Origin of the sequence: Bacillus sp. FSL P4-0334, from assembly GCF_038004825.1 — a bacterium.
Taxonomy (GTDB): Bacteria; Bacillota; Bacilli; order Bacillales; family Bacillaceae; genus Bacillus; species Bacillus velezensis.
In genome coordinates this window covers 2,213,770-2,230,369 of sequence record NZ_JBBORX010000001.1, presented here as the reverse complement: position 1 = coordinate 2,230,369, position 16,600 = coordinate 2,213,770, and the positions used below count along the sequence as shown (strand labels likewise).

Sequence of the window (16,600 nt, the reverse complement as noted above, 5' to 3'; positions counted from 1 at the left end):
TGATTTCTCATTCGTCAACACTTTTTTTATCTAAAATAAAAAAAGGGCGCGTCACAAAATTGACGGCGCCCTTTTCGTTTATGATCTCACTTGGGCGGGGGTTATTTTTTTCAATGCCTGTTCGAAGTCCCGCTCTAAATCTTCGGCGTTTTCGACTCCGACGCTCAAGCGCAGAAGGCCGTCTGTGATGCCGCGTTTCTCCCTCTCTGCTTTTGGCATGGCGGCATGCGACATGGCTGCAGGGTATGAGAGAATGGATTCGACGGCGCCGAGGCTGACGGCAAATACCGGAAGCGATACGTTTTCGACCAGCTTTTTGACGGCTTCTTTGCTTTCCAATTCAAAGGACAGGACGGCGCCCGCTCCGCTCGCTTGCCGTTTATGGGTATCGGCTCCCGGGTGTCCGGCAAGGCCGGGATAGTAAACGTTTTTGATGGCGGGATGCCCGTCAAAATAGGCAGCCAGCCGCTCAGCCGTCCGGCTCGCTTTTTCCAGTCTGACCTGCAATGTTTTTAAGCCTCTCAATACGAGCCAGCAGTCCTGAACGCCGAGCACCGCTCCAAATGAGTTTTGCAGCTTATACAGCTGATTGCCGAGCTCTTCATCTTTTACGGCGGCAAGGCCTGACAGCACGTCACTGTGTCCGCTTAAAAATTTCGTCGCACTGTGGAGCACGATATCTACACCGAGATCAAGCGGACGCTGCAGAGCAGGCGTCATAAAAGTATTGTCAAGGTATGTCAGACAGCCGTGATCCTTTGCCAGTTTGACGACGCCCTTAATATCCGTGATGCCGAGCGTCGGGTTTGACGGTGTTTCCATATAAATGGCTTTCGTGTTCGGCCGGATGGCGCGGGCGACAGCTTCTGTGTCCGTCATATCGACAAAGGTATGTTCAATTCCGAAACGGGACAGAACCTCAGTCACCATGCGGAATGTTCCGCCGTACACATCCTCCGTGACGAGGACATGGTCGCCTTGGGATAAGAGCAGAAACGCCGTCGAAATCGCCGCCATTCCCGAGCTGAAAGCAAAGCCTCTCGTTCCGCCTTCAAGACCTGCGATCGTTTCTTCAAGCGCTGTTCTTGTCGGTGTACCTGAGCGGCTGTAGTCATATGTCCCGAATTCTTCAAATGAAGACTGATGGAATGTGGAAGCATGCTGGATCGGGACGCTGACGGCTCCGGTGGCTCCGTCTGTTTTAAATGGATTGTGCACGAGCTGGGTTTCCAGCGTCCAATTGTGATTACTCATATGACACGGCCCCCTCTTTTACTTGCTGTAATGCCTGCTTTACATCCCGCTTCAAATCTTCTGCATGTTCAATGCCCACTGAAAAACGCAGCAGACGGTTGCAGACGCCGTTTGCGATACGGATGTCTTCAGGAATATCCATGTGCGTCTGTGTCGCGGGGTATGTAATAAAGCTTTCCACCCCGCCGAGACTTTCTGCGAAACAGATCGTTTTCAGCGCCTTTAAAAACGGATTAACCCATTCCTCTTTTTGCAGCCGGAAAGACAGCATCCCGCCTTTTCCGGGATATAACACGTCGGCGATTTCTTCTTCCTGTTCTAAAAATTCTGCAAGTTCACGGGCGTTTTCTTCATGACGGCGCATTCTGAGTCCGAGTGTTTTCATCCCTCTCATTAAAAGCCACGAATCAAACGGCGGGAGAACGGCGCCGATTGCATTTTGGTGATTAAACATGATCTCGCCGAGCTCTTCATCCTTTACGACAGCCAGACCGGCAAGGAGATCATTGTGCCCGCCTAAATATTTTGTGGCGCTGTGAATGACGATGTCCGCTCCCAGTTCAAGCGGACGCTGGAGCACCGGGGTATAAAACGTATTATCCACAATCAAAAGCAGGCCGGCTTCTTTCGTAATCCGGGCGATTTTTTCAATGTCCGCCTCCTGCATTAACGGGTTTGTCGGTGTTTCAACAAATACCGCTTTCGTGTTTTCCGTTATTTTGGAGCGTAAACAGTCTTCATCGCTGAAATCATCGTAAATAAAGCTTAAGCCGTATTTTCTCCATTCGTTTTCAAACAAACGGTACGTGCCTCCGTATAAATCGGAGGATACAATCAATTCATCTCCGCTTTTAAATAAAGCCATAATCGTTTGAATGGCTGCCATTCCCGAGCTGAAAGCAAAGCCTCTCGCACCGTTTTCCAACACGGCGATAGCGTCTTCAACGAGCTGGCGTGTCGGGTTTTTCGTACGCACATAATCAAAGCCTGTAGATTCTCCAATTCCTCTATGTCGGTAAGCGGTGGACAGATAAATCGGCGGACTGACCGTTCCCGTTGCTTCTTCGCTTCTATTTCCGATTTGGGCTAATTTTGTATCAACATGCTGCGTCATCAGTAAGCACCATCCTTTTTCAAAAATAAAAAAGCCCCCTCTTCATAAGAAGAAGGAGCTTTTCTCTTCCTCTTATCTTCCAAGCATGTGAATCGCTTGCTGGATTTAGCACCTTGGCACTTTGCCTTCCCGCGGCAAAGCAAACCGGTTGCTGAGGTTTCAAAGGGCCAGTCCCTCCACCTCTCGTGATAAGAATATTGTTTTGTATTTTCTGATTGTTCTATATTAACGCACTATAAAATGGATTTCAACAATTTTTTATTTATCTGAACTCTCGCAAGAAGTGCATCTGAAGAAAGAAATTTCTAATAATTCATGGTACAATAGGAAAAAACCATCAAGACAAGAAGCGGCCTGGAGGAATGCGAAGTGGCATCAAAAAACGGAATCATTCATGAGAAAAAACTTTTCTCCCATGAGCTTGAAGAGGAAATGACCGTTTTGGTCTACCTGCCCGCCACCTTCTCCCCCCTGTATAAATATCATACGGTCATCGCTCAGGACGGCCATGATTATTTCAGATTAGGGAGAATCGGGCGGCAGGCGGAAGAGCTTATGTCAAAAGGGGAAATTGACCGCTGCATCATTATCGGCGTCCCTTATAAAAATGTGCGGGAGCGAAGAAACACATACCATCCAGAAGGCTCTAAGTTCGCCTCATATAAGCGATTTATCGCAAATGAGCTCGTTCCTTTTATCGACAAAGAATACCCGACTTATCAAGTCGGATACGGCCGCACCATGATCGGGGATTCCCTCGGCGGAACCGTTTCGCTCATGACGGCGATTGACTATCCGAACATGTTTGGAAACGTCATCATGCAGTCTCCGTATGTTGACGGGCACGTGCTGGATGCCGTCCGGCAGTCGGAGGATCTCAAACAGATTTCCGTTTATCATCAAATCGGAGAAAAAGAAACCGGCGTTCACACGACAGACGGCCAGATTCTGGATTTCACCGCGCCGAACGAAGAGCTCAAACAGCTGCTGGAAAGCAAACAGTCTGAATACACGTATGAAACCTTCGACGGGGATCATAAATGGACCTACTGGCAGCCGCTCATCACGCCGGCGCTGAAAAAAATGCTGTAACCATTCATTTAAGGAGGGAACTTTCATGAAATACGGTATTGTTTTATTTCCATCAAAAAAATTACAGGATCTCGCAAATTCGTACCGGAAACGCTACGACCCGAGCTACGCGCTCATTCCTCCGCACCTGACGCTAAGAGATCCGTTTGAAGCGACAGAACAGGAAATCGAGCAGGTCGTATCACAGCTGAGACAGACGGCGAAAGAGTCGCATCCGCTCGTTCTGAAAATCACAAAATACAGCTCGTTTTCTCCTGTGAATAATGTGATATATATGAAAGCAGAGCCGACGGAGGAATTAAAATCTCTGAGTGAGAAATGCTACTCAGGAGCATTATCCGGCGAGCCGGAATACAGCTTCGTTCCGCATGTCACGGTCGGCCAGAAGCTGTCGTCAGATGAACATTCCGACGTACTCGGACAGCTGAAAATGCTGGACATTTCCCACGAAGAAGTCATCGACCGTTTTCACTTGCTCTATCAGCTGGATAACGGCTCATGGACTGTGTACGAAACATTTTTATTAGGCGGAGGAGAATAACTGCTTGGAATCCATCATCGCAAAAACTGAAAAACAGCTAAACGACGCTTTTTTCATCAGAAAAGAGGTCTTTGTTAAAGAACAGCACGTTCCGGAAGAAGAAGAGATTGATCAATTCGAAGACACGTCAGAGCATATAGTCATATATGACGGCGGCCAGCCGGTCGGAGCCGGCAGATGGCGCTTGAAAGACGGGCATGGAAAATTAGAGCGCATCTGCGTGATGAAAAGCCATCGTTCTTTAGGCGTCGGAGCCATCATTATGCAGGCGCTTGAAAAAGCGGCGGCAGCCAAGGGCGCCGACAGCTTTATCTTACATGCGCAGACGCAGGCGGTTCCGTTTTACGAAAAACAAGGATACCGCGTCACATCCGGCGAAGAATTTCTCGATGCGGGCATCCCCCATCTGGAAATGATAAAGGAACACAAACGATAAAATCAAAAGCACTCCTGTTGATATGGCAGGAGTGCTTTTTTTATGAAAATAATACTATTTCATGAATTTTATTGCATTTTATGGAAGGTTAATGTATGTTTAGTATGCGAAGTATTACAATTCATACAAAAAGTACAATTCATATTTCGGAGGGATAAACATGACGGCACCAAAAGGAAAACACATATTCGGGACTGTTAAAGTGGGTACAAAAGGACAGATTGTCATTCCTAAAGAAGCAAGAGATGTTTTCGATATAAATCCGGGGGATTCACTGCTTATGCTCGGGGATGACCAGCAAGGTATCGCACTTGTTAAACAAGAACTCTTTTTCGAGTTTGCAAAAGATATTTTAAACGCTAAGCAAATCGATGAAGATAGCGAGGATGAGTAAATGCACGCGATTGAGCTGAAGCAATTAACGAAACATTATAAAGAAACCGCCGCCGTTGACCGTCTTGAGTTCTCGGTTGAGAAAGGGGAATTTTTCGCTTTACTCGGTGAGAACGGAGCCGGAAAAACGACATTAATCAGTATGCTTTGCGGACTCCTTTCTCCGGATGACGGTGATGCATCAGTGCTTGGACACAGTATTTTGACTGATTTGGATAAAATAAAACCGAAATTGAATATGTCTCCGCAGGAAACAGCCATCGCTCCTCATCTAACCGTACGGGAAAACTTAGAGTTTATAGCCGGAGTCTACGGAATTCCGAAAAAAGAAGCAAAAAAAAGAACAGATGAGATGCTCGAATTGTTTCAATTAAAAGAGAAAGAAAGAGCAAAAACAAAAACATTATCAGGAGGAATGCAGCGCCGCCTCAGCATCGCAATGGGAATGATCACCAAGCCGGATATTTATTTCTTAGATGAGCCGACATTAGGGCTGGACGTCCGTTCACGCCGCGAGTTGTGGAAAAATCTTGAGGCATTAAAGGGTGACATGACGATTATTTTAACGACACACTATTTAGAAGAGGCTGAAGCCCTGGCAGATCGTATTTGCATTTTAGAAAATGGGACTTTAAAAGCACTGGGTACGGCGGAGGCTCTGAAAAAGCAAACTCATTCAGCTACATTTGAAGATGCCTTTTTAGCGATTTGTGACGGGGAGGCGGGTCTTTATGCTTGATTTCGCCATTCGCAACCGCAAAGAAATTTTTCGTGACCCTCTGTCTATTATCCTTGGAATCGCACTGCCTGTTATTCTATTGTTTCTGTTTACGGCGATTGAAAAAAATGCGCCGCTTGATACCTTTAAAATTCAGCATTTAGCACCGGGACTCATTGTTTTCGGTTTTGCTTTCCTTACGATGTTCTCTGCATTGCTGATCGCAAAAGACAAACAGACCGCCCTTTTGACCCGTTTGTTTGCTTCCCCTTTAAAAACAGCCGATTATGTCATCGGTTATGCAATGCCGATGCTGCCGTTAGCCATTTTACAAATCGTCATTTGTTTTATCGCAGCAGCGGCTGCCGGTTTATCCGCCGAGTGGATGAATCTTCTCGCAGGTATCGCTGTCTTGCTGCCGATTGCGATGATGTCCGTTTTCTTCGGTTTATGTTTAGGGGCTGTGTTTACGGACAAACAAATTTCAGGTATCGGAACGATTTATATTACACTCGTGCAATTTCTGGGCGGGGCTTGGATGGAGGTGAGCCTGCTCGGTGACACATTCAAACATATCGCTTATGCCTTACCGTTTATTCACTCGATCGAGCTGGCCCAGGAAGTCATAACCGGAGATTATTCTTCCTTTCATCAGCATATTTGGCCGATAGCGGGATATACCGTGTTGGCGCTTGCACTTGCTTTCCTCAGTTTTATGAAAATCAGGAAGAGATAAAAAAAGCCGGCACTCCGTAATGGGAGCGCCGGTCTTCTTTTTTACGTTTCTTTCAGAAGGCTTATCGTATGCGGCAGCAGACGGTCATCCCCCGGACTGCCATGGCCCGGAACGACAATGCTGATGTCCTGATATCTTTTCATGACTTTGCGGACGGCGCGCGGCCACTGGTCCGGATAAAAGCCCGGAGTAGGTACGATTTCCTTTGTTTCTAAAGCCTTGATTAAGCATCCGCCGAATAAGAGCTTCTCCTCAGGCAGCCAGACGGTCATATTGTCTTCCGTATGACCTTTTCCCGGATAAAACGTTTCAATTTTCATATCGCCAAACTGCAGCTTTGTCACGTTTTTCAAATCTCCGAGCGGCCGGTCATATCCCTGCTGCCGGGCCAAGTCGGCGGTCAGCTTCGTGCTGTGCACCTTTACACCGTATGTATACAGGGTGTTCAGCCCGCCGATACGATCGTCATGAGCGTGTGTCACAATGGCATCGGTCATCCTTTTGCCGGGAAACCGCTGTTTTATTTGTGTCATTAACTGCTCTGTGAGACTGTCATTCCACGGAGTGTCAATCAGTACGATTCCTTTGGAAGTCTCAAGAAGCAATCCGTTCGCAGGGACGGGACTTCCGTCTGCCGTACCGGTGCTTGTATGCATCCAGACATGCGGCGCCAGCTGTGTGAGCGTGACATCTTTTGCTGCGGAGCTCTCCGCCGCGTGTGCCGGTTTCATTCCGGGAGTAAAGAGGCCGAAAAGAAATAACCCCGCAATTAATAATGAAAGCTTTCTCAAATTGAATCATTCCTTTCCGCATCTTTCATATATACGACTCAAAAAAACCCGGATATATCCGGGCTTTTTCACACGTATTGATTTATCAACCGGCCTTTTCCCATGATTTGCGGCAGACGAGAAAGAGAGCGCTTACGTTTTTCCTCAAGTACTTTCTTTTCTGCGGCTGCGGTGTTTTCCTGGCGGCGCTCCACCTCTCTGTACACCCTGTCATTGGCAAGGGCGGCCGCTTTCGTGATGCCGGCATAATCAGACTTATAACCCGCTGCCCGGTTTGCGTATTGAGAATACTGCTGGTTTTGAATCCGTCCTGCATAAATCATATGTACCCCTCCCCTTCGCTTTTCATTTCCCTTAATCTTACTTTTTGAAACGCTGTTCTTTTGTTATGATATTCTTTGTCTATCAAATGGATGAACACCTTTTAATGGGAGGACCCCTTTTTGAAATGCGCCCGACTGAATAACCGAACGATACATTTACATACATATTCTAGAGAACATTACCAATTCCTTTTTGAAGAAGCTCAGAAAGGAAATATTTTTTGCGCACATTGTGAGCAGCCCGTCTTGATGCGGCTTTCGATTTTAGAGCAGCCGGCATTTTATCACCGGCAAAAGGGAGACTTCACCGCCTGTGAAAAAGCATGCGCGGCCGAGGAACCACAAGCGGAGAAAGAAAAAGAAGAGTATAAGGAAGCCGGCATGTTCCGCCTGCCGAAAGGAAAAGCGATTTCAGAGAATCCGAAACCGATCGTCTCAGAATGGAAAAGCCCGAAAAAAGTGCCTGCGGCCGAACCGTTTTCACCAACATCCGAGGCGGCTGATACATCTTTGTTCCCCGGCATCGGCCTGAACCGTGAACAGATGAAGGCAGTTACTGAAACGGACGGGCCTTTATTAGTGCTTGCCGGAGCGGGAAGCGGAAAAACAAGGGTGCTGACAGCACGCGCCGCCCATATGATTGAACACCTCGGCATTTCACCTGAGAATATGCTGCTTGTGACCTTTACGACAAAAGCCGTCGCCGAAATGAAAGAGCGGATGGCGAATGAGTACGGTCTGGCAGCCGGAAAAGTCTCCCGTCTCGTGACCGGAACATTCCACAGTTTTTTCTATAAAATACTCTGTCATTATGATTCTTCAAAATGGAACGGCAGCCAGCTTTTAAAAATGGAGTGGCAAAAAGAGCAATATGTGAAAAAGGCGCTCTATGAAGAAAATTTGGATGAAAAAGAGTTTCCCGTCGACCAGGCGCTTCAGCTTATCGGCTGCTGGAAAAACACGTATCTCCCCCATGAGACCATTCCGCTTGCGGACGACTGGGAGAAAAAAGTGTACAGGCTTTACGAACATTACGAACGGCAGAAGCGGGAAAAACGGCAATTTGATTTTGATGACATGGCCCAAGGCTGTTATGAACTGTTTCAAAGCCGGCCTGATATTCTCGCGCAGTACCAAAACAGATTTTCTCATATTTTGATTGATGAGTTTCAAGATATCAATCCTGTCCAGTACAACATTATGCAAATGATCGCAAGCCCTGAGAATAACCTGTGCTGCGTGGGTGATGACGACCAATCCATTTATGCGTTCCGCGGCAGCAGCCCGTCTTTCATTTTAGATTTTCAGAAAGATTACCCGGCAGCAAAGACCATTTACTTAACGGCAAATTACCGATCGCCTCATCCGATCGTCTCAAGCGCTCATGCCGTCGTAAAGAAAAATAAAAAACGGTATGAAAAAACACTTTCTGCCGTCAAAGACGGCGTTCACAATCCCGTGATGTTTTATCCTTACGATGAAGAAGAAGAAGCGACCATGATCGTTTCGGATATGAAAGAGAAGATTCAAAACGGGGCGAGTCCTGACGATTTTGCCGTACTTTACCGGACAAACAGCGCCGGACGGGCCATTTATGAAAGACTGCATCAATCATCGATTCCTTACCATGCCGACAGGGGCGTGCAGACGTTCTACAGCCGCAGAATCGTACGCCAGATCCTCGCCTACTTATATGCGAGTCAGAATGAAGATGATCCGGATGCGGTGAAAGACCTGCTGCCCGCCTTATTTTTAAAGCAATCCGCCCTGCAAACGTTAAAGGCGCTGTCAATTACGGAAGATTGCACGATGATTAAGGCACTGACGAAACTGCCTGACCTGAAGCCTTTTCAAATAGGGAAGATCAAGCAGATCGTTCCGTTTTTCGCAAGCATCCGGACAATGAAGCCGGTTGAAGCCATCACCTTTGCAGAAAGCAAAATGGGTTTTTCCGAGTATTTAAAAAAACGGGGCAATGAGGGAAACAAACTGGAAAAAGGCTCTGATGATCTCAGGGATGTCAAAGTGGCCGCCAAAAAATTCAAAACCATTCCCGATTTTCTTGCGCATGTCGATCATATGCGCGCCGCTGAGAATCTGAAAACCGATGAAAACGGCGTCGAACTGCTGACCATTCACCGCTCTAAAGGTCTTGAATTCAATACGGTCTATATTTTAGGCGCGGCTGACGGCTCGATCCCCCATGACTTCGCACTTGAGACGGCCAGACAGGGCGATCCCGCTCCGCTCGAAGAAGAAAGACGGCTTCTCTATGTCGCAATGACAAGGGCCATGCAGCATTTATATGTATCTTGTCCCGCGTACAGGCGGGGAAAAACAGCGCGCAGCTCAAGATTTCTCGAGCCCCTTCTTCGGACGGACAGACGGAGCGCACTCAGGATATAAAGAACCCGGCAGATCACTGCCGGGTTCTTCTCACATAAAAAGGCCTTTTTAGCAAGGCCGGCTGACGCCTATTTATTGTTCAGCATTTTAGAAATGGTGCCAAAATCAAGTTTCTCTTTACCGCTTGTAATAGATTGAACGATTTTGTCTTCCAATTCTTTCGGAACACGCTTGTTAGCCAGCTGGGACACCTTCTGAATGACGCCTCTCACCGTGTTTTCATCTTTGAAATTGGCATTTTGCAATGATCCTGCAAGGTTCATGACATCCTTCATGCTGACGCCTGTTTTCTTCTCAATATTTTTGAAAAATTGATTATCCATGGTGTGCCTCCTTTTGTGGAGTAATACGATATTGTATGAATAAAGAGCGGAACATGTGCCCGTAAGACAAGGAAAAAATTCCGAGTGCCCCGTCTCTATACTCCTTCATACATCAGGGAAGCACGGGACTGAACGGTCCCGCGCTTATCCAAGGTCTTGCTAAGGTTTAGCCAAAAAAGGATGCACCGACAATGATCAGAAGGATGAACAATACGACAACAAGAACAAATGTTGAGCCGTATCCGCCTCCGACATAGCCGCCTCCGTATCCGCCGCAGCCGCCATAACCGCCGTAGCCGCCGCCGAATCCGCCATATCCGAATCCCATATCTAAGCACCTCCTTTACTCCCTATACTCTATGTGAGCCGACTTGTTTGGCTTGGATAAATGCATAGGGCCGGTGCGGATTTCATTCATTTTAGTGAGAATGCTCATTTTTCTTCAGTTTTGCTTCTGTTTCGGCGGCAAACACATCTATCCATTCCTCAAAGCGCGATCCCGCTTCATCAAACTCAGACAGCTGTTTTTCAATAGATAAGATATATTTGTCATGCTCCCGCTGGTTTTGATTGTGCCGGCGGTATTTACCGTTTATGAATGATTCAAATATATTCATAACATCCCCTCCTCCTATGATCTATGCCGAACAGAGGCCGGCGTTCGGCAAAAAACAAAAAAACCGGAAGCTCCGGTTTTTTAGAAAACGGCTATTTCGGTTTTTTCTTTTGGCCGCAGCCGCAGCCTTTTTTCTTGATTTTTTTTTCGTAAGGCTGATGCACAGTTGATTTGTATGGAGAATGTTGGGAAGGTTTGCTTGATTGACTCATGGTGATCCTTCCTTTCCTTATGTCATATATGCCAGTTTATGCCGAAGGTGACGGTAAGTTGCTGGTGGAACCGCCTTATTCCTGCAGAAGACGAGAAACCACAGCTTCAATGATCCCGGCCGCGCCGGCTATGGCTAACAGCAAAATCAGCCATTGCGCAGCCTCGGGTACCACAATCTGGACCGCAATTAAAAAGGCGGCACACCACACGCCCGTACACCAGTAGCAGCTGAGAAGTTCACCAATAAATGCCCTGATGCCTTTTCCTTTTATGACAATGTAGGTTTCTGTCGTGCCGTCGGGTGCGGTTTCTGTTTTTTCCTCGTGAAAAAGGCTCCGAAGCGGCGCCATAATGGTGTCAAATACGAAAAGCCTGGCCAGCCGGAAAACGGCAAACGATAACAGAATAAATGAAAGCCAATTGATAACCACCTGTTCACTCCTTTTCAAAACTTGACCTCTTTATACATATGCGAAAACCCTGATCTTAATGAATCGCACCTTGTCCGGTAAAAAAATAGGTGCGGTTTAGTTGTTTTTCTTATTCCGCTCGGCGTTTCATTTGCATTATATAAAGTATGAATGAGAAAGGAGTGAAGGTTATGTCGTTTGAAGAAAAAGTCGAAACACTGCAACCGCAAATATACGAACAATTATCCAACGAATTCGAGCAGACGATCGAAGTGATTGATTGCGAAAATGTCACAATAGATACAACACATATAACGGCCGCTCTTTCTATACAAGCCTCAGTTACTACGGCGATTATCCTCGCGACACAGCTCGCGATCGCAGATGAAGACACAGCCGACCAAATAGCAACCGAACTGCTGATCCTGGATGATTGCCAAATAAAAAAGAGGACCGTCATTCAAGTCCTGAACAGCCGCAATATTAAAATCACACTGACTGCAGACGATATTATGGCCTTTGTACAAATTTTGTTTCAATTATTAAATATACTTTTTGCTGAACTAGACATCCTTTAACCTTTCTTTTCAAATATTTAAATAGAGGTGAGAACAAATGGCAGATAACGAAAAATTAAAAAAAGAACTCGAAAATCTACCAGAAGTGGATCCGCTTTTAAAGGTGCTTGTCAGCAATGTCTTCAAAAAACACGGCGTGACAAAAGATAAAATGCGGGAAATTCCTGATGAAGAAAAAGAAATGCTGATCGCATTAGTCAAAGACATGCAGGCAAAAACAGAAGCTTTTCTTGAAAGCCAGAAACAGAAAAAAGAGCAGGAAAAAGCGCAAGATCAGCAGACCAATCCGCAAACCCGCAGAGAACAATTAATCGAACAGCTCCGGCAAAGACGCCAAAATCCCGGTCAATAACTAAAAAATAGTGATTTTTATCAGGATAGATGCCTGAGTCAAAGTAAGGGGCCGGCTCATTTAATAATAGTAAAAGAAAAGGAGGAATAGATATGGAAAGCAGACCATACTCTTGGGTTGCACTTGATCCTGAATGCGAACATCCGCGAGAAGAAAAAGAAGAAAAAGAAGGCAGAAGATGTAATGTTTGCTGTAACGGACATGGATTTGGCGAAGATAATGCCTTCCTTGACCAAGACCTTGCTCAAGCGAATATCAACAAACAAGTTTCTGAAGAAGCGATTATTATCAGAGACTCTTGTGATATTAACGTAACGTCAACAGACGTTCAAGCAGTCGCTTCAGTCATGACAGCGATTAATGCCGCAGTCGTAACGGCCACTCTCACTTCAATCGCTGACGGAGTCATCGCTGAATTGGTCGCACAAGACTTATTGCAGCTAACAGCTAACAAACAAATCAACCGTCAAAAACTGCTCATCGAAAACTCCCGCGGCGTAAACGTGACAACAGTAGATGCCGATATCGCAGTGTTGATCTCAACAGCGACAAATTTACTGATTGCTGTCTTAGTCATCACCCTTGTCCTCTAAAAAGAAAAAGCAGAGCTAAAAATGCTCTGCTTTTTCTTATTTTCTCCGCATATGATGAATATATAGACGTTCACCCACACCAAGTGAGGCTCGCGTACATATGTTGTTAAAGACAAAAGTCAAATACCCTAAAAGAAGGAGCTGAAATCCATGAGCTGCGGAAAACACCATGGCCGAGATGAAAGTTGTGTATGCGATGCAGTCGAGAAGATTTTAGCAGAACAAGAGGCTGTTGAAGAACAATGCCCGACTGGATGCTATACGAATCTTTTGAGCCCGACGATTGCAGGTAAAGACACCATTCCGTTTCTCGTATTTGATAAAAAAGGCGGATTGTTCTCCACATTCGGGAACGTCGGAGGATTTGCGGATGACAGCCAGTGCTTTGAGTCCATTTTCTTTCGTGTAGAAAGACTATGCGATTGCTGCGCGACGCTTTCAGTATTGCGCCCCGTAGATGTGCACGGCGACACCCTCAGCGTCTGCCATCCTTGTGATCCTGATTTCTTCGGTTTAGAAAAAACAGAATTTTGCATTGAAGTTGATCTGAGCTGCTTCAGCGCCATTCAGTGCCTTTCACCCGAGCTTGTTAACCGGCCTGCGCCGCACAAAGAGAAAAAGCATCACGGATAGTCATTGATTCGCATCTTTCCTAAAGAAGAATCCCCTTCCAACCTTCTATTACAGATGCAATCATCAGCCCGCCCGGACTTCCGGGCGGCTGACTCTCCGATATCGTTTAAACCGGTACCATTTAAAACGTGAAGTCAGGAGGGATATTATGAGCAAGCATACAACATACTGTGTGCGTGAAGCGGTAGAAAATATTGAAGACCTGCAAAATGCGGTTGAAGAAGATTGCCCGACAGGCTGTTATTCTAAACTTTTATCTCCGGCTTATACATTAGGCGATACAGTACCGTTCGCCATCTTCACCTCAAAATCGAAACCGTTCACCGCATTCGGAAACGTCGGCGAGCTGGATAACGGTCCGTGCTTTAATACCGTTTTTTTCAGAGTTGAAAGGGTCTGTGACGGCTGTGCCACATTAAGCCTGCTTATTGCTTTTGACGAGCATAAGCACATTCTTGATTTTACAGATAAAGACTCTCTCTGCGATGTATTCCGTTTAGAAAAAACGAACTATTGCGTTGAAGTCGATCTCCATAGCTTCTGCGCCATCAATTGCCTGAACCCGAGACTGATCAACCGCACACATTCTTAAATCAAAAAGCATAAAAATAAGCTGCCGGATGAAAGCATTCAGGCAGCTTTTTGTATGGTTAAAATCCAAGCGGATGCAGCGAGGTAATATCGTCTATTGCGAGTTCTGCCGGCGCTCCGTTGCTTGTCGTCCGCAGGAAGATCGCATTATTTTTTCTGCCGACGATTACGCCTCTGTAGGTTTTCCCGTTGGCTTCTATCAGACAAAGGGTCCGCGGCATATTATGCGGCAGCTTCGTTAAGAAATCAATTTTTTCAAGAATGGACATTCTGCTCATCGGCTTTTTCACGCGCTTTGGCGGAACCTTTTCCTCTGGGGCGGCATTGTGAACCGCTTCAGGCTCTTTTTCAGCGGCATCAGACTCTTTTTTAGCGGCGTCAGGCTTGGCAGTGTCCTGCTCCGCTTGCGCCGGAACTTCTTGAACGGCTTCTTCTGCGCGGCTGTGCTGTTCAGGTACTTGCTTTTCTGGCTCGACAGCCACTGCTCCTTCAGGCTGAGTTTGACATTCTTCCTCCCGCTTTCCATGCATCGGCTCTTCTTCCGGCGGCTGAGGCGCTTTCCTTTTTTTGATTAATATGTCCTGCATTGATGATTGCGTGTCTGAATAATCCGCCTGAACAATATACATGAGCGGTTTTTTTTCCGCGTTTCTGTTTTGTTTTGACATCTTCATCCCTCCGATTCTGTCATGTTTTATTTATATGACGGAATGATTAAAATCAGAAGAAAGAAAAAAGCAATCCCTGAAAGGGACTGCTTGTTATTTAACGTGCGGTAATATGGAATCCTGAATCAACGTGAAGATTTTCGCCCGTGATGCCTCTTGACAGGTCACTGAACAAGAATGCAGCCGTGTCGCCCACTTCTTCAGGTGTTGTCGTGCGGCGCAGCGGCGCGCGCTCTTCAATTTCTTTCAGGATAGAGTTGAAATCACTGATTCCTTTTGCAGACAGCGTACGGATCGGTCCTGCTGAAATGCTGTTGACGCGGATGTTTTCTTTTCCTAGGTCAGCGGCTAAATATCTGACGCTCGCATCAAGAGACGCTTTTGCCACACCCATTACGTTATAGTTTGAAACGACGCGCTCTCCGCCGAGGTAAGTGAGTGTAACGATGCTTCCGCCTTCAGTCATAATCGGACGCGCCGCTTTTGCGACCGCTGTCAGAGAGTAAGAACTGATGTTATGCGCAAGCAGGAATCCTTCGCGGTTCGTATTTAAATATTCGCCGACAAGCTCTTCTTTGTTTGCGAACGCGATGCAGTGCGCGATGCCGTGAATCACGCCGACCTGCTCTTTAATGCTCGCAAAGCAGGTTTCAATCTCAGCGTCATTTGTCACATCACACGGAAGGATGATGGAATCATTTCTTTCTAATGTAGCCGCAAGGTCATGAACTGATTTTTCCAAGCGCTCTCCCGCGTAAGTGAAAATGAGGCGCGCTCCGGCTTCATGTAGCGAACGGGCGATTCCCCATGCGATACTGCGTTTATTGGCAACGCCCATCACAACGATGTTGCGGCCTTCAAGTGAGAAATTCATATGTATAAAGCCTCCTGTAATCGTCTTAAAGACATAGTTTTAGTACCTGATCTTAATTTTTATCATATCATAACCTTGTCCAGATTGAAAGCATGGGAAAAAGACCGCGGATGTTGAAGCGGTCTCTTTTTTATCTCGTCTGCAGACTGTTCCTTTTAAAGGCAAAATGATTGGTCGGGCCGTGTCCCGCTCCGATGCCGAGCGTATGTTCCACGGCTTCCCGCACAAAATTGACGGCTGTCTCAAACGCGGTCTGAATGTTTTTCCCCTTTGCCGTTTCCGCCGTCAGCGCGGCTGCGAACGTGCAGCCTGTTCCGTGGGTGTGTTTGGTGTCAATATAGGCGTGGCTGATTTGGGTAAAAGACGAACCGTCAAATAATAAATCAACGATCCTCCCCTGTTCAGGCTGGTGTCCGCCTTTTATGATGACATGCTTTGCACCAAGCTTGCAAAGGGTTTCGGCCGCTTTTTTCCGGTCCTCAAACGTGCGGATTTCCATTCCCGTCAATACCTCAGCTTCCGGAACATTCGGCGTCACCGCATAGCTGCGCGGGATTAACAGCTCTTTTAACGCGGCCTGAGATTCCTCACGCAGCAGGGAAGCGCCTCCTTTGGCAATCATGACGGGGTCCGTGATGAGATGATCAAGCCCGTACTGATCCGTTTTTTCCGCAATTTCCGCAATCATTTCCGCGCTCCACAGCATTCCCGTTTTTACAGCATCAGGCCGCAAATCTTCCGCCACCGCGTCAATCTGGCTGCCCAGCGCTTCCCGGGTGAGCGGATAAATGCCGTGAACGCCCAAAGTGTTCTGGGCGGTTACCGCTGTAATGGCTGACATCCCAAAAACGCCGAGCTCCTGAAAGGTTTTGAGATCCGCCTGTATACCGGCGCCGCCTCCTGAATCTGATCCGGCAATCGTCAATGCTTTGCATATGCTCATGA

At 46.8% G+C, this 16,600-nt stretch carries 23 protein-coding genes and 1 riboswitch; of the genes, 12 read left to right on the top strand and 11 right to left on the bottom strand.

What is annotated here, in order from left to right:
* Positions 1-78: 78 nt before the first annotated feature.
* Together metC and NSQ37_RS11480 are read right to left on the bottom strand one after the other, a co-directional pair.
* Positions 79-1,254 (bottom strand): cystathionine beta-lyase, encoded by a 1,176-nt coding sequence (gene metC, locus NSQ37_RS11485; RefSeq protein ID WP_007409073.1) that lies wholly within the window; start codon positions 1,252-1,254, stop codon positions 79-81.
* Positions 1,247-2,368 (bottom strand): methionine biosynthesis PLP-dependent protein, encoded by a 1,122-nt coding sequence (locus tag NSQ37_RS11480; protein ID WP_012117314.1) that lies wholly within the window; start codon positions 2,366-2,368, stop codon positions 1,247-1,249. The genes metC and NSQ37_RS11480 overlap by 8 nt, the downstream gene beginning before the upstream one ends.
* A 69-nt stretch (positions 2,369-2,437) precedes the next feature.
* A riboswitch (SAM riboswitch) is annotated at positions 2,438-2,563 on the bottom strand.
* Positions 2,564-2,737: 174 nt separating this feature from the next.
* Between NSQ37_RS11480 and NSQ37_RS11475 the strand changes: the two genes are divergently transcribed.
* From NSQ37_RS11475 to NSQ37_RS11450, 6 genes are all read left to right on the top strand, one after another.
* Complete coding sequence (locus tag NSQ37_RS11475) at positions 2,738-3,460, top strand: esterase family protein (RefSeq protein ID WP_341123752.1); 723 nt, start codon at positions 2,738-2,740, stop codon at positions 3,458-3,460.
* 25 nt (positions 3,461-3,485) lie between these two features.
* Positions 3,486-4,001: a YjcG family protein gene (locus tag NSQ37_RS11470; protein ID WP_007409076.1), complete on the top strand. Its 516-nt coding sequence runs from the start codon at positions 3,486-3,488 to the stop codon at positions 3,999-4,001.
* A gap of 4 nt (positions 4,002-4,005) precedes the next feature.
* Complete coding sequence (locus tag NSQ37_RS11465) at positions 4,006-4,437, top strand: GNAT family N-acetyltransferase (protein ID WP_061581917.1); 432 nt, start codon at positions 4,006-4,008, stop codon at positions 4,435-4,437.
* A 160-nt stretch (positions 4,438-4,597) separates the two neighbouring features.
* Positions 4,598-4,831 carry an AbrB/MazE/SpoVT family DNA-binding domain-containing protein gene (locus NSQ37_RS11460; RefSeq protein WP_007409078.1) on the top strand — a complete coding sequence of 78 codons (234 nt, stop codon included), beginning with the start codon at positions 4,598-4,600 and terminating at the stop codon, positions 4,829-4,831.
* Positions 4,832-5,569, top strand: coding sequence for an ABC transporter ATP-binding protein (locus NSQ37_RS11455; protein WP_007409079.1), 738 nt, complete (start codon positions 4,832-4,834; stop codon positions 5,567-5,569).
* The gene (locus NSQ37_RS11450; RefSeq protein WP_033574528.1) at positions 5,562-6,284 is read left to right on the top strand and encodes an ABC transporter permease; all 723 of its coding nucleotides are present in this window, start codon (positions 5,562-5,564) and stop codon (positions 6,282-6,284) included. The genes NSQ37_RS11455 and NSQ37_RS11450 overlap by 8 nt, the downstream gene beginning before the upstream one ends.
* A gap of 41 nt (positions 6,285-6,325) precedes the next feature.
* On the opposite strand, the gene bla is transcribed toward NSQ37_RS11450, so the two are convergent.
* Together bla and NSQ37_RS11440 are read right to left on the bottom strand one after the other, a co-directional pair.
* Entirely contained in the window at positions 6,326-7,075 is a 750-nt protein-coding gene (gene bla, locus NSQ37_RS11445; RefSeq protein ID WP_253613086.1) for a subclass B1 metallo-beta-lactamase, read from the bottom strand.
* A gap of 68 nt (positions 7,076-7,143) precedes the next feature.
* A complete protein-coding gene (locus NSQ37_RS11440; RefSeq protein WP_032866140.1) occupies positions 7,144-7,398 on the bottom strand; it encodes a hypothetical protein in 255 nt (84 codons plus the stop codon).
* A 120-nt stretch (positions 7,399-7,518) separates the two neighbouring features.
* Here NSQ37_RS11440 and NSQ37_RS11435 point away from each other — a divergent pair, with 120 nt between their 5' ends.
* Positions 7,519-9,804 (top strand): ATP-dependent helicase, encoded by a 2,286-nt coding sequence (locus NSQ37_RS11435; RefSeq protein WP_032866141.1) that lies wholly within the window; start codon positions 7,519-7,521, stop codon positions 9,802-9,804.
* A gap of 68 nt (positions 9,805-9,872) precedes the next feature.
* Here the strand turns inward: NSQ37_RS11435 and NSQ37_RS11430 are convergent, their stop codons facing one another.
* The 4 genes from NSQ37_RS11430 to NSQ37_RS11415 form a co-directional block, all read right to left on the bottom strand.
* Entirely contained in the window at positions 9,873-10,127 is a 255-nt protein-coding gene (locus tag NSQ37_RS11430; protein WP_003154986.1) for a stage VI sporulation protein F, read from the bottom strand.
* Positions 10,128-10,293: 166 nt separating this feature from the next.
* Positions 10,294-10,455, bottom strand: a complete 162-nt coding sequence (locus NSQ37_RS11425) for a YjcZ family sporulation protein (RefSeq protein ID WP_007610678.1) — start codon at positions 10,453-10,455, stop codon at positions 10,294-10,296.
* 91 nt (positions 10,456-10,546) lie between these two features.
* Positions 10,547-10,744 (bottom strand): hypothetical protein, encoded by a 198-nt coding sequence (locus NSQ37_RS11420; RefSeq protein WP_012117306.1) that lies wholly within the window; start codon positions 10,742-10,744, stop codon positions 10,547-10,549.
* A gap of 286 nt (positions 10,745-11,030) precedes the next feature.
* A complete protein-coding gene (locus NSQ37_RS11415) occupies positions 11,031-11,387 on the bottom strand; it encodes a DUF1360 domain-containing protein (protein WP_032866142.1) in 357 nt (118 codons plus the stop codon).
* A 170-nt stretch (positions 11,388-11,557) separates the two neighbouring features.
* Between NSQ37_RS11415 and NSQ37_RS11410 the strand changes: the two genes are divergently transcribed.
* The 5 genes from NSQ37_RS11410 (at position 11,558) to cotZ (ending at position 14,114) form a co-directional block, all read left to right on the top strand.
* Positions 11,558-11,944: a spore coat protein gene (locus tag NSQ37_RS11410; protein WP_003154992.1), complete on the top strand. Its 387-nt coding sequence runs from the start codon at positions 11,558-11,560 to the stop codon at positions 11,942-11,944.
* 37 nt (positions 11,945-11,981) lie between these two features.
* Positions 11,982-12,296: a hypothetical protein gene (locus tag NSQ37_RS11405; protein WP_015239584.1), complete on the top strand. Its 315-nt coding sequence runs from the start codon at positions 11,982-11,984 to the stop codon at positions 12,294-12,296.
* A 92-nt stretch (positions 12,297-12,388) separates the two neighbouring features.
* A complete protein-coding gene (locus tag NSQ37_RS11400) occupies positions 12,389-12,889 on the top strand; it encodes a spore coat protein (RefSeq protein WP_015239583.1) in 501 nt (166 codons plus the stop codon).
* 150 nt (positions 12,890-13,039) lie between these two features.
* Positions 13,040-13,522, top strand: coding sequence for a spore coat protein CotY (gene cotY / locus NSQ37_RS11395; RefSeq protein ID WP_007409090.1), 483 nt, complete (start codon positions 13,040-13,042; stop codon positions 13,520-13,522).
* A gap of 148 nt (positions 13,523-13,670) precedes the next feature.
* Positions 13,671-14,114, top strand: coding sequence for a spore coat protein CotZ (gene cotZ / locus NSQ37_RS11390; protein WP_015417224.1), 444 nt, complete (start codon positions 13,671-13,673; stop codon positions 14,112-14,114).
* A gap of 58 nt (positions 14,115-14,172) precedes the next feature.
* Here cotZ and NSQ37_RS11385 read toward each other — a convergent pair whose 3' ends face one another.
* The 3 genes from NSQ37_RS11385 to thiD form a co-directional block, all read right to left on the bottom strand.
* Positions 14,173-14,781, bottom strand: a complete 609-nt coding sequence (locus tag NSQ37_RS11385) for a CotO family spore coat protein (RefSeq protein WP_015239581.1) — start codon at positions 14,779-14,781, stop codon at positions 14,173-14,175.
* Positions 14,782-14,878: 97 nt separating this feature from the next.
* Positions 14,879-15,655 (bottom strand): enoyl-ACP reductase FabI, encoded by a 777-nt coding sequence (gene fabI / locus NSQ37_RS11380; protein WP_003155001.1) that lies wholly within the window; start codon positions 15,653-15,655, stop codon positions 14,879-14,881.
* A gap of 130 nt (positions 15,656-15,785) precedes the next feature.
* The gene (gene thiD / locus NSQ37_RS11375; RefSeq protein WP_253613089.1) at positions 15,786-16,598 is read right to left on the bottom strand and encodes a bifunctional hydroxymethylpyrimidine kinase/phosphomethylpyrimidine kinase; all 813 of its coding nucleotides are present in this window, start codon (positions 16,596-16,598) and stop codon (positions 15,786-15,788) included.
* Positions 16,599-16,600 lie beyond the last annotated feature (2 nt).

Coding starts and splice junctions, on each gene's coding strand:
- metC (WP_007409073.1), bottom strand. CDS start 1,254: ATGAGTAATCACAATTGGACGCTGGAAACCCAGCTCGTGCACAATCCA.
- NSQ37_RS11480 (WP_012117314.1), bottom strand. CDS start 2,368: ATGACGCAGCATGTTGATACAAAATTAGCCCAAATCGGAAATAGAAGC.
- NSQ37_RS11470 (WP_007409076.1), top strand. CDS start 3,486: ATGAAATACGGTATTGTTTTATTTCCATCAAAAAAATTACAGGATCTC.
- NSQ37_RS11460 (WP_007409078.1), top strand. CDS start 4,598: ATGACGGCACCAAAAGGAAAACACATATTCGGGACTGTTAAAGTGGGT.
- NSQ37_RS11455 (WP_007409079.1), top strand. CDS start 4,832: ATGCACGCGATTGAGCTGAAGCAATTAACGAAACATTATAAAGAAACC.
- NSQ37_RS11450 (WP_033574528.1), top strand. CDS start 5,562: ATGCTTGATTTCGCCATTCGCAACCGCAAAGAAATTTTTCGTGACCCT.
- NSQ37_RS11440 (WP_032866140.1), bottom strand. CDS start 7,398: ATGATTTATGCAGGACGGATTCAAAACCAGCAGTATTCTCAATACGCA.
- NSQ37_RS11430 (WP_003154986.1), bottom strand. CDS start 10,127: ATGGATAATCAATTTTTCAAAAATATTGAGAAGAAAACAGGCGTCAGC.
- NSQ37_RS11425 (WP_007610678.1), bottom strand. CDS start 10,455: ATGGGATTCGGATATGGCGGATTCGGCGGCGGCTACGGCGGTTATGGC.
- NSQ37_RS11420 (WP_012117306.1), bottom strand. CDS start 10,744: ATGAATATATTTGAATCATTCATAAACGGTAAATACCGCCGGCACAAT.
- NSQ37_RS11410 (WP_003154992.1), top strand. CDS start 11,558: ATGTCGTTTGAAGAAAAAGTCGAAACACTGCAACCGCAAATATACGAA.
- NSQ37_RS11405 (WP_015239584.1), top strand. CDS start 11,982: ATGGCAGATAACGAAAAATTAAAAAAAGAACTCGAAAATCTACCAGAA.
- NSQ37_RS11400 (WP_015239583.1), top strand. CDS start 12,389: ATGGAAAGCAGACCATACTCTTGGGTTGCACTTGATCCTGAATGCGAA.
- cotY (WP_007409090.1), top strand. CDS start 13,040: ATGAGCTGCGGAAAACACCATGGCCGAGATGAAAGTTGTGTATGCGAT.
- cotZ (WP_015417224.1), top strand. CDS start 13,671: ATGAGCAAGCATACAACATACTGTGTGCGTGAAGCGGTAGAAAATATT.
- NSQ37_RS11385 (WP_015239581.1), bottom strand. CDS start 14,781: ATGTCAAAACAAAACAGAAACGCGGAAAAAAAACCGCTCATGTATATT.
- fabI (WP_003155001.1), bottom strand. CDS start 15,655: ATGAATTTCTCACTTGAAGGCCGCAACATCGTTGTGATGGGCGTTGCC.
- thiD (WP_253613089.1), bottom strand. CDS start 16,598: ATGAGCATATGCAAAGCATTGACGATTGCCGGATCAGATTCAGGAGGC.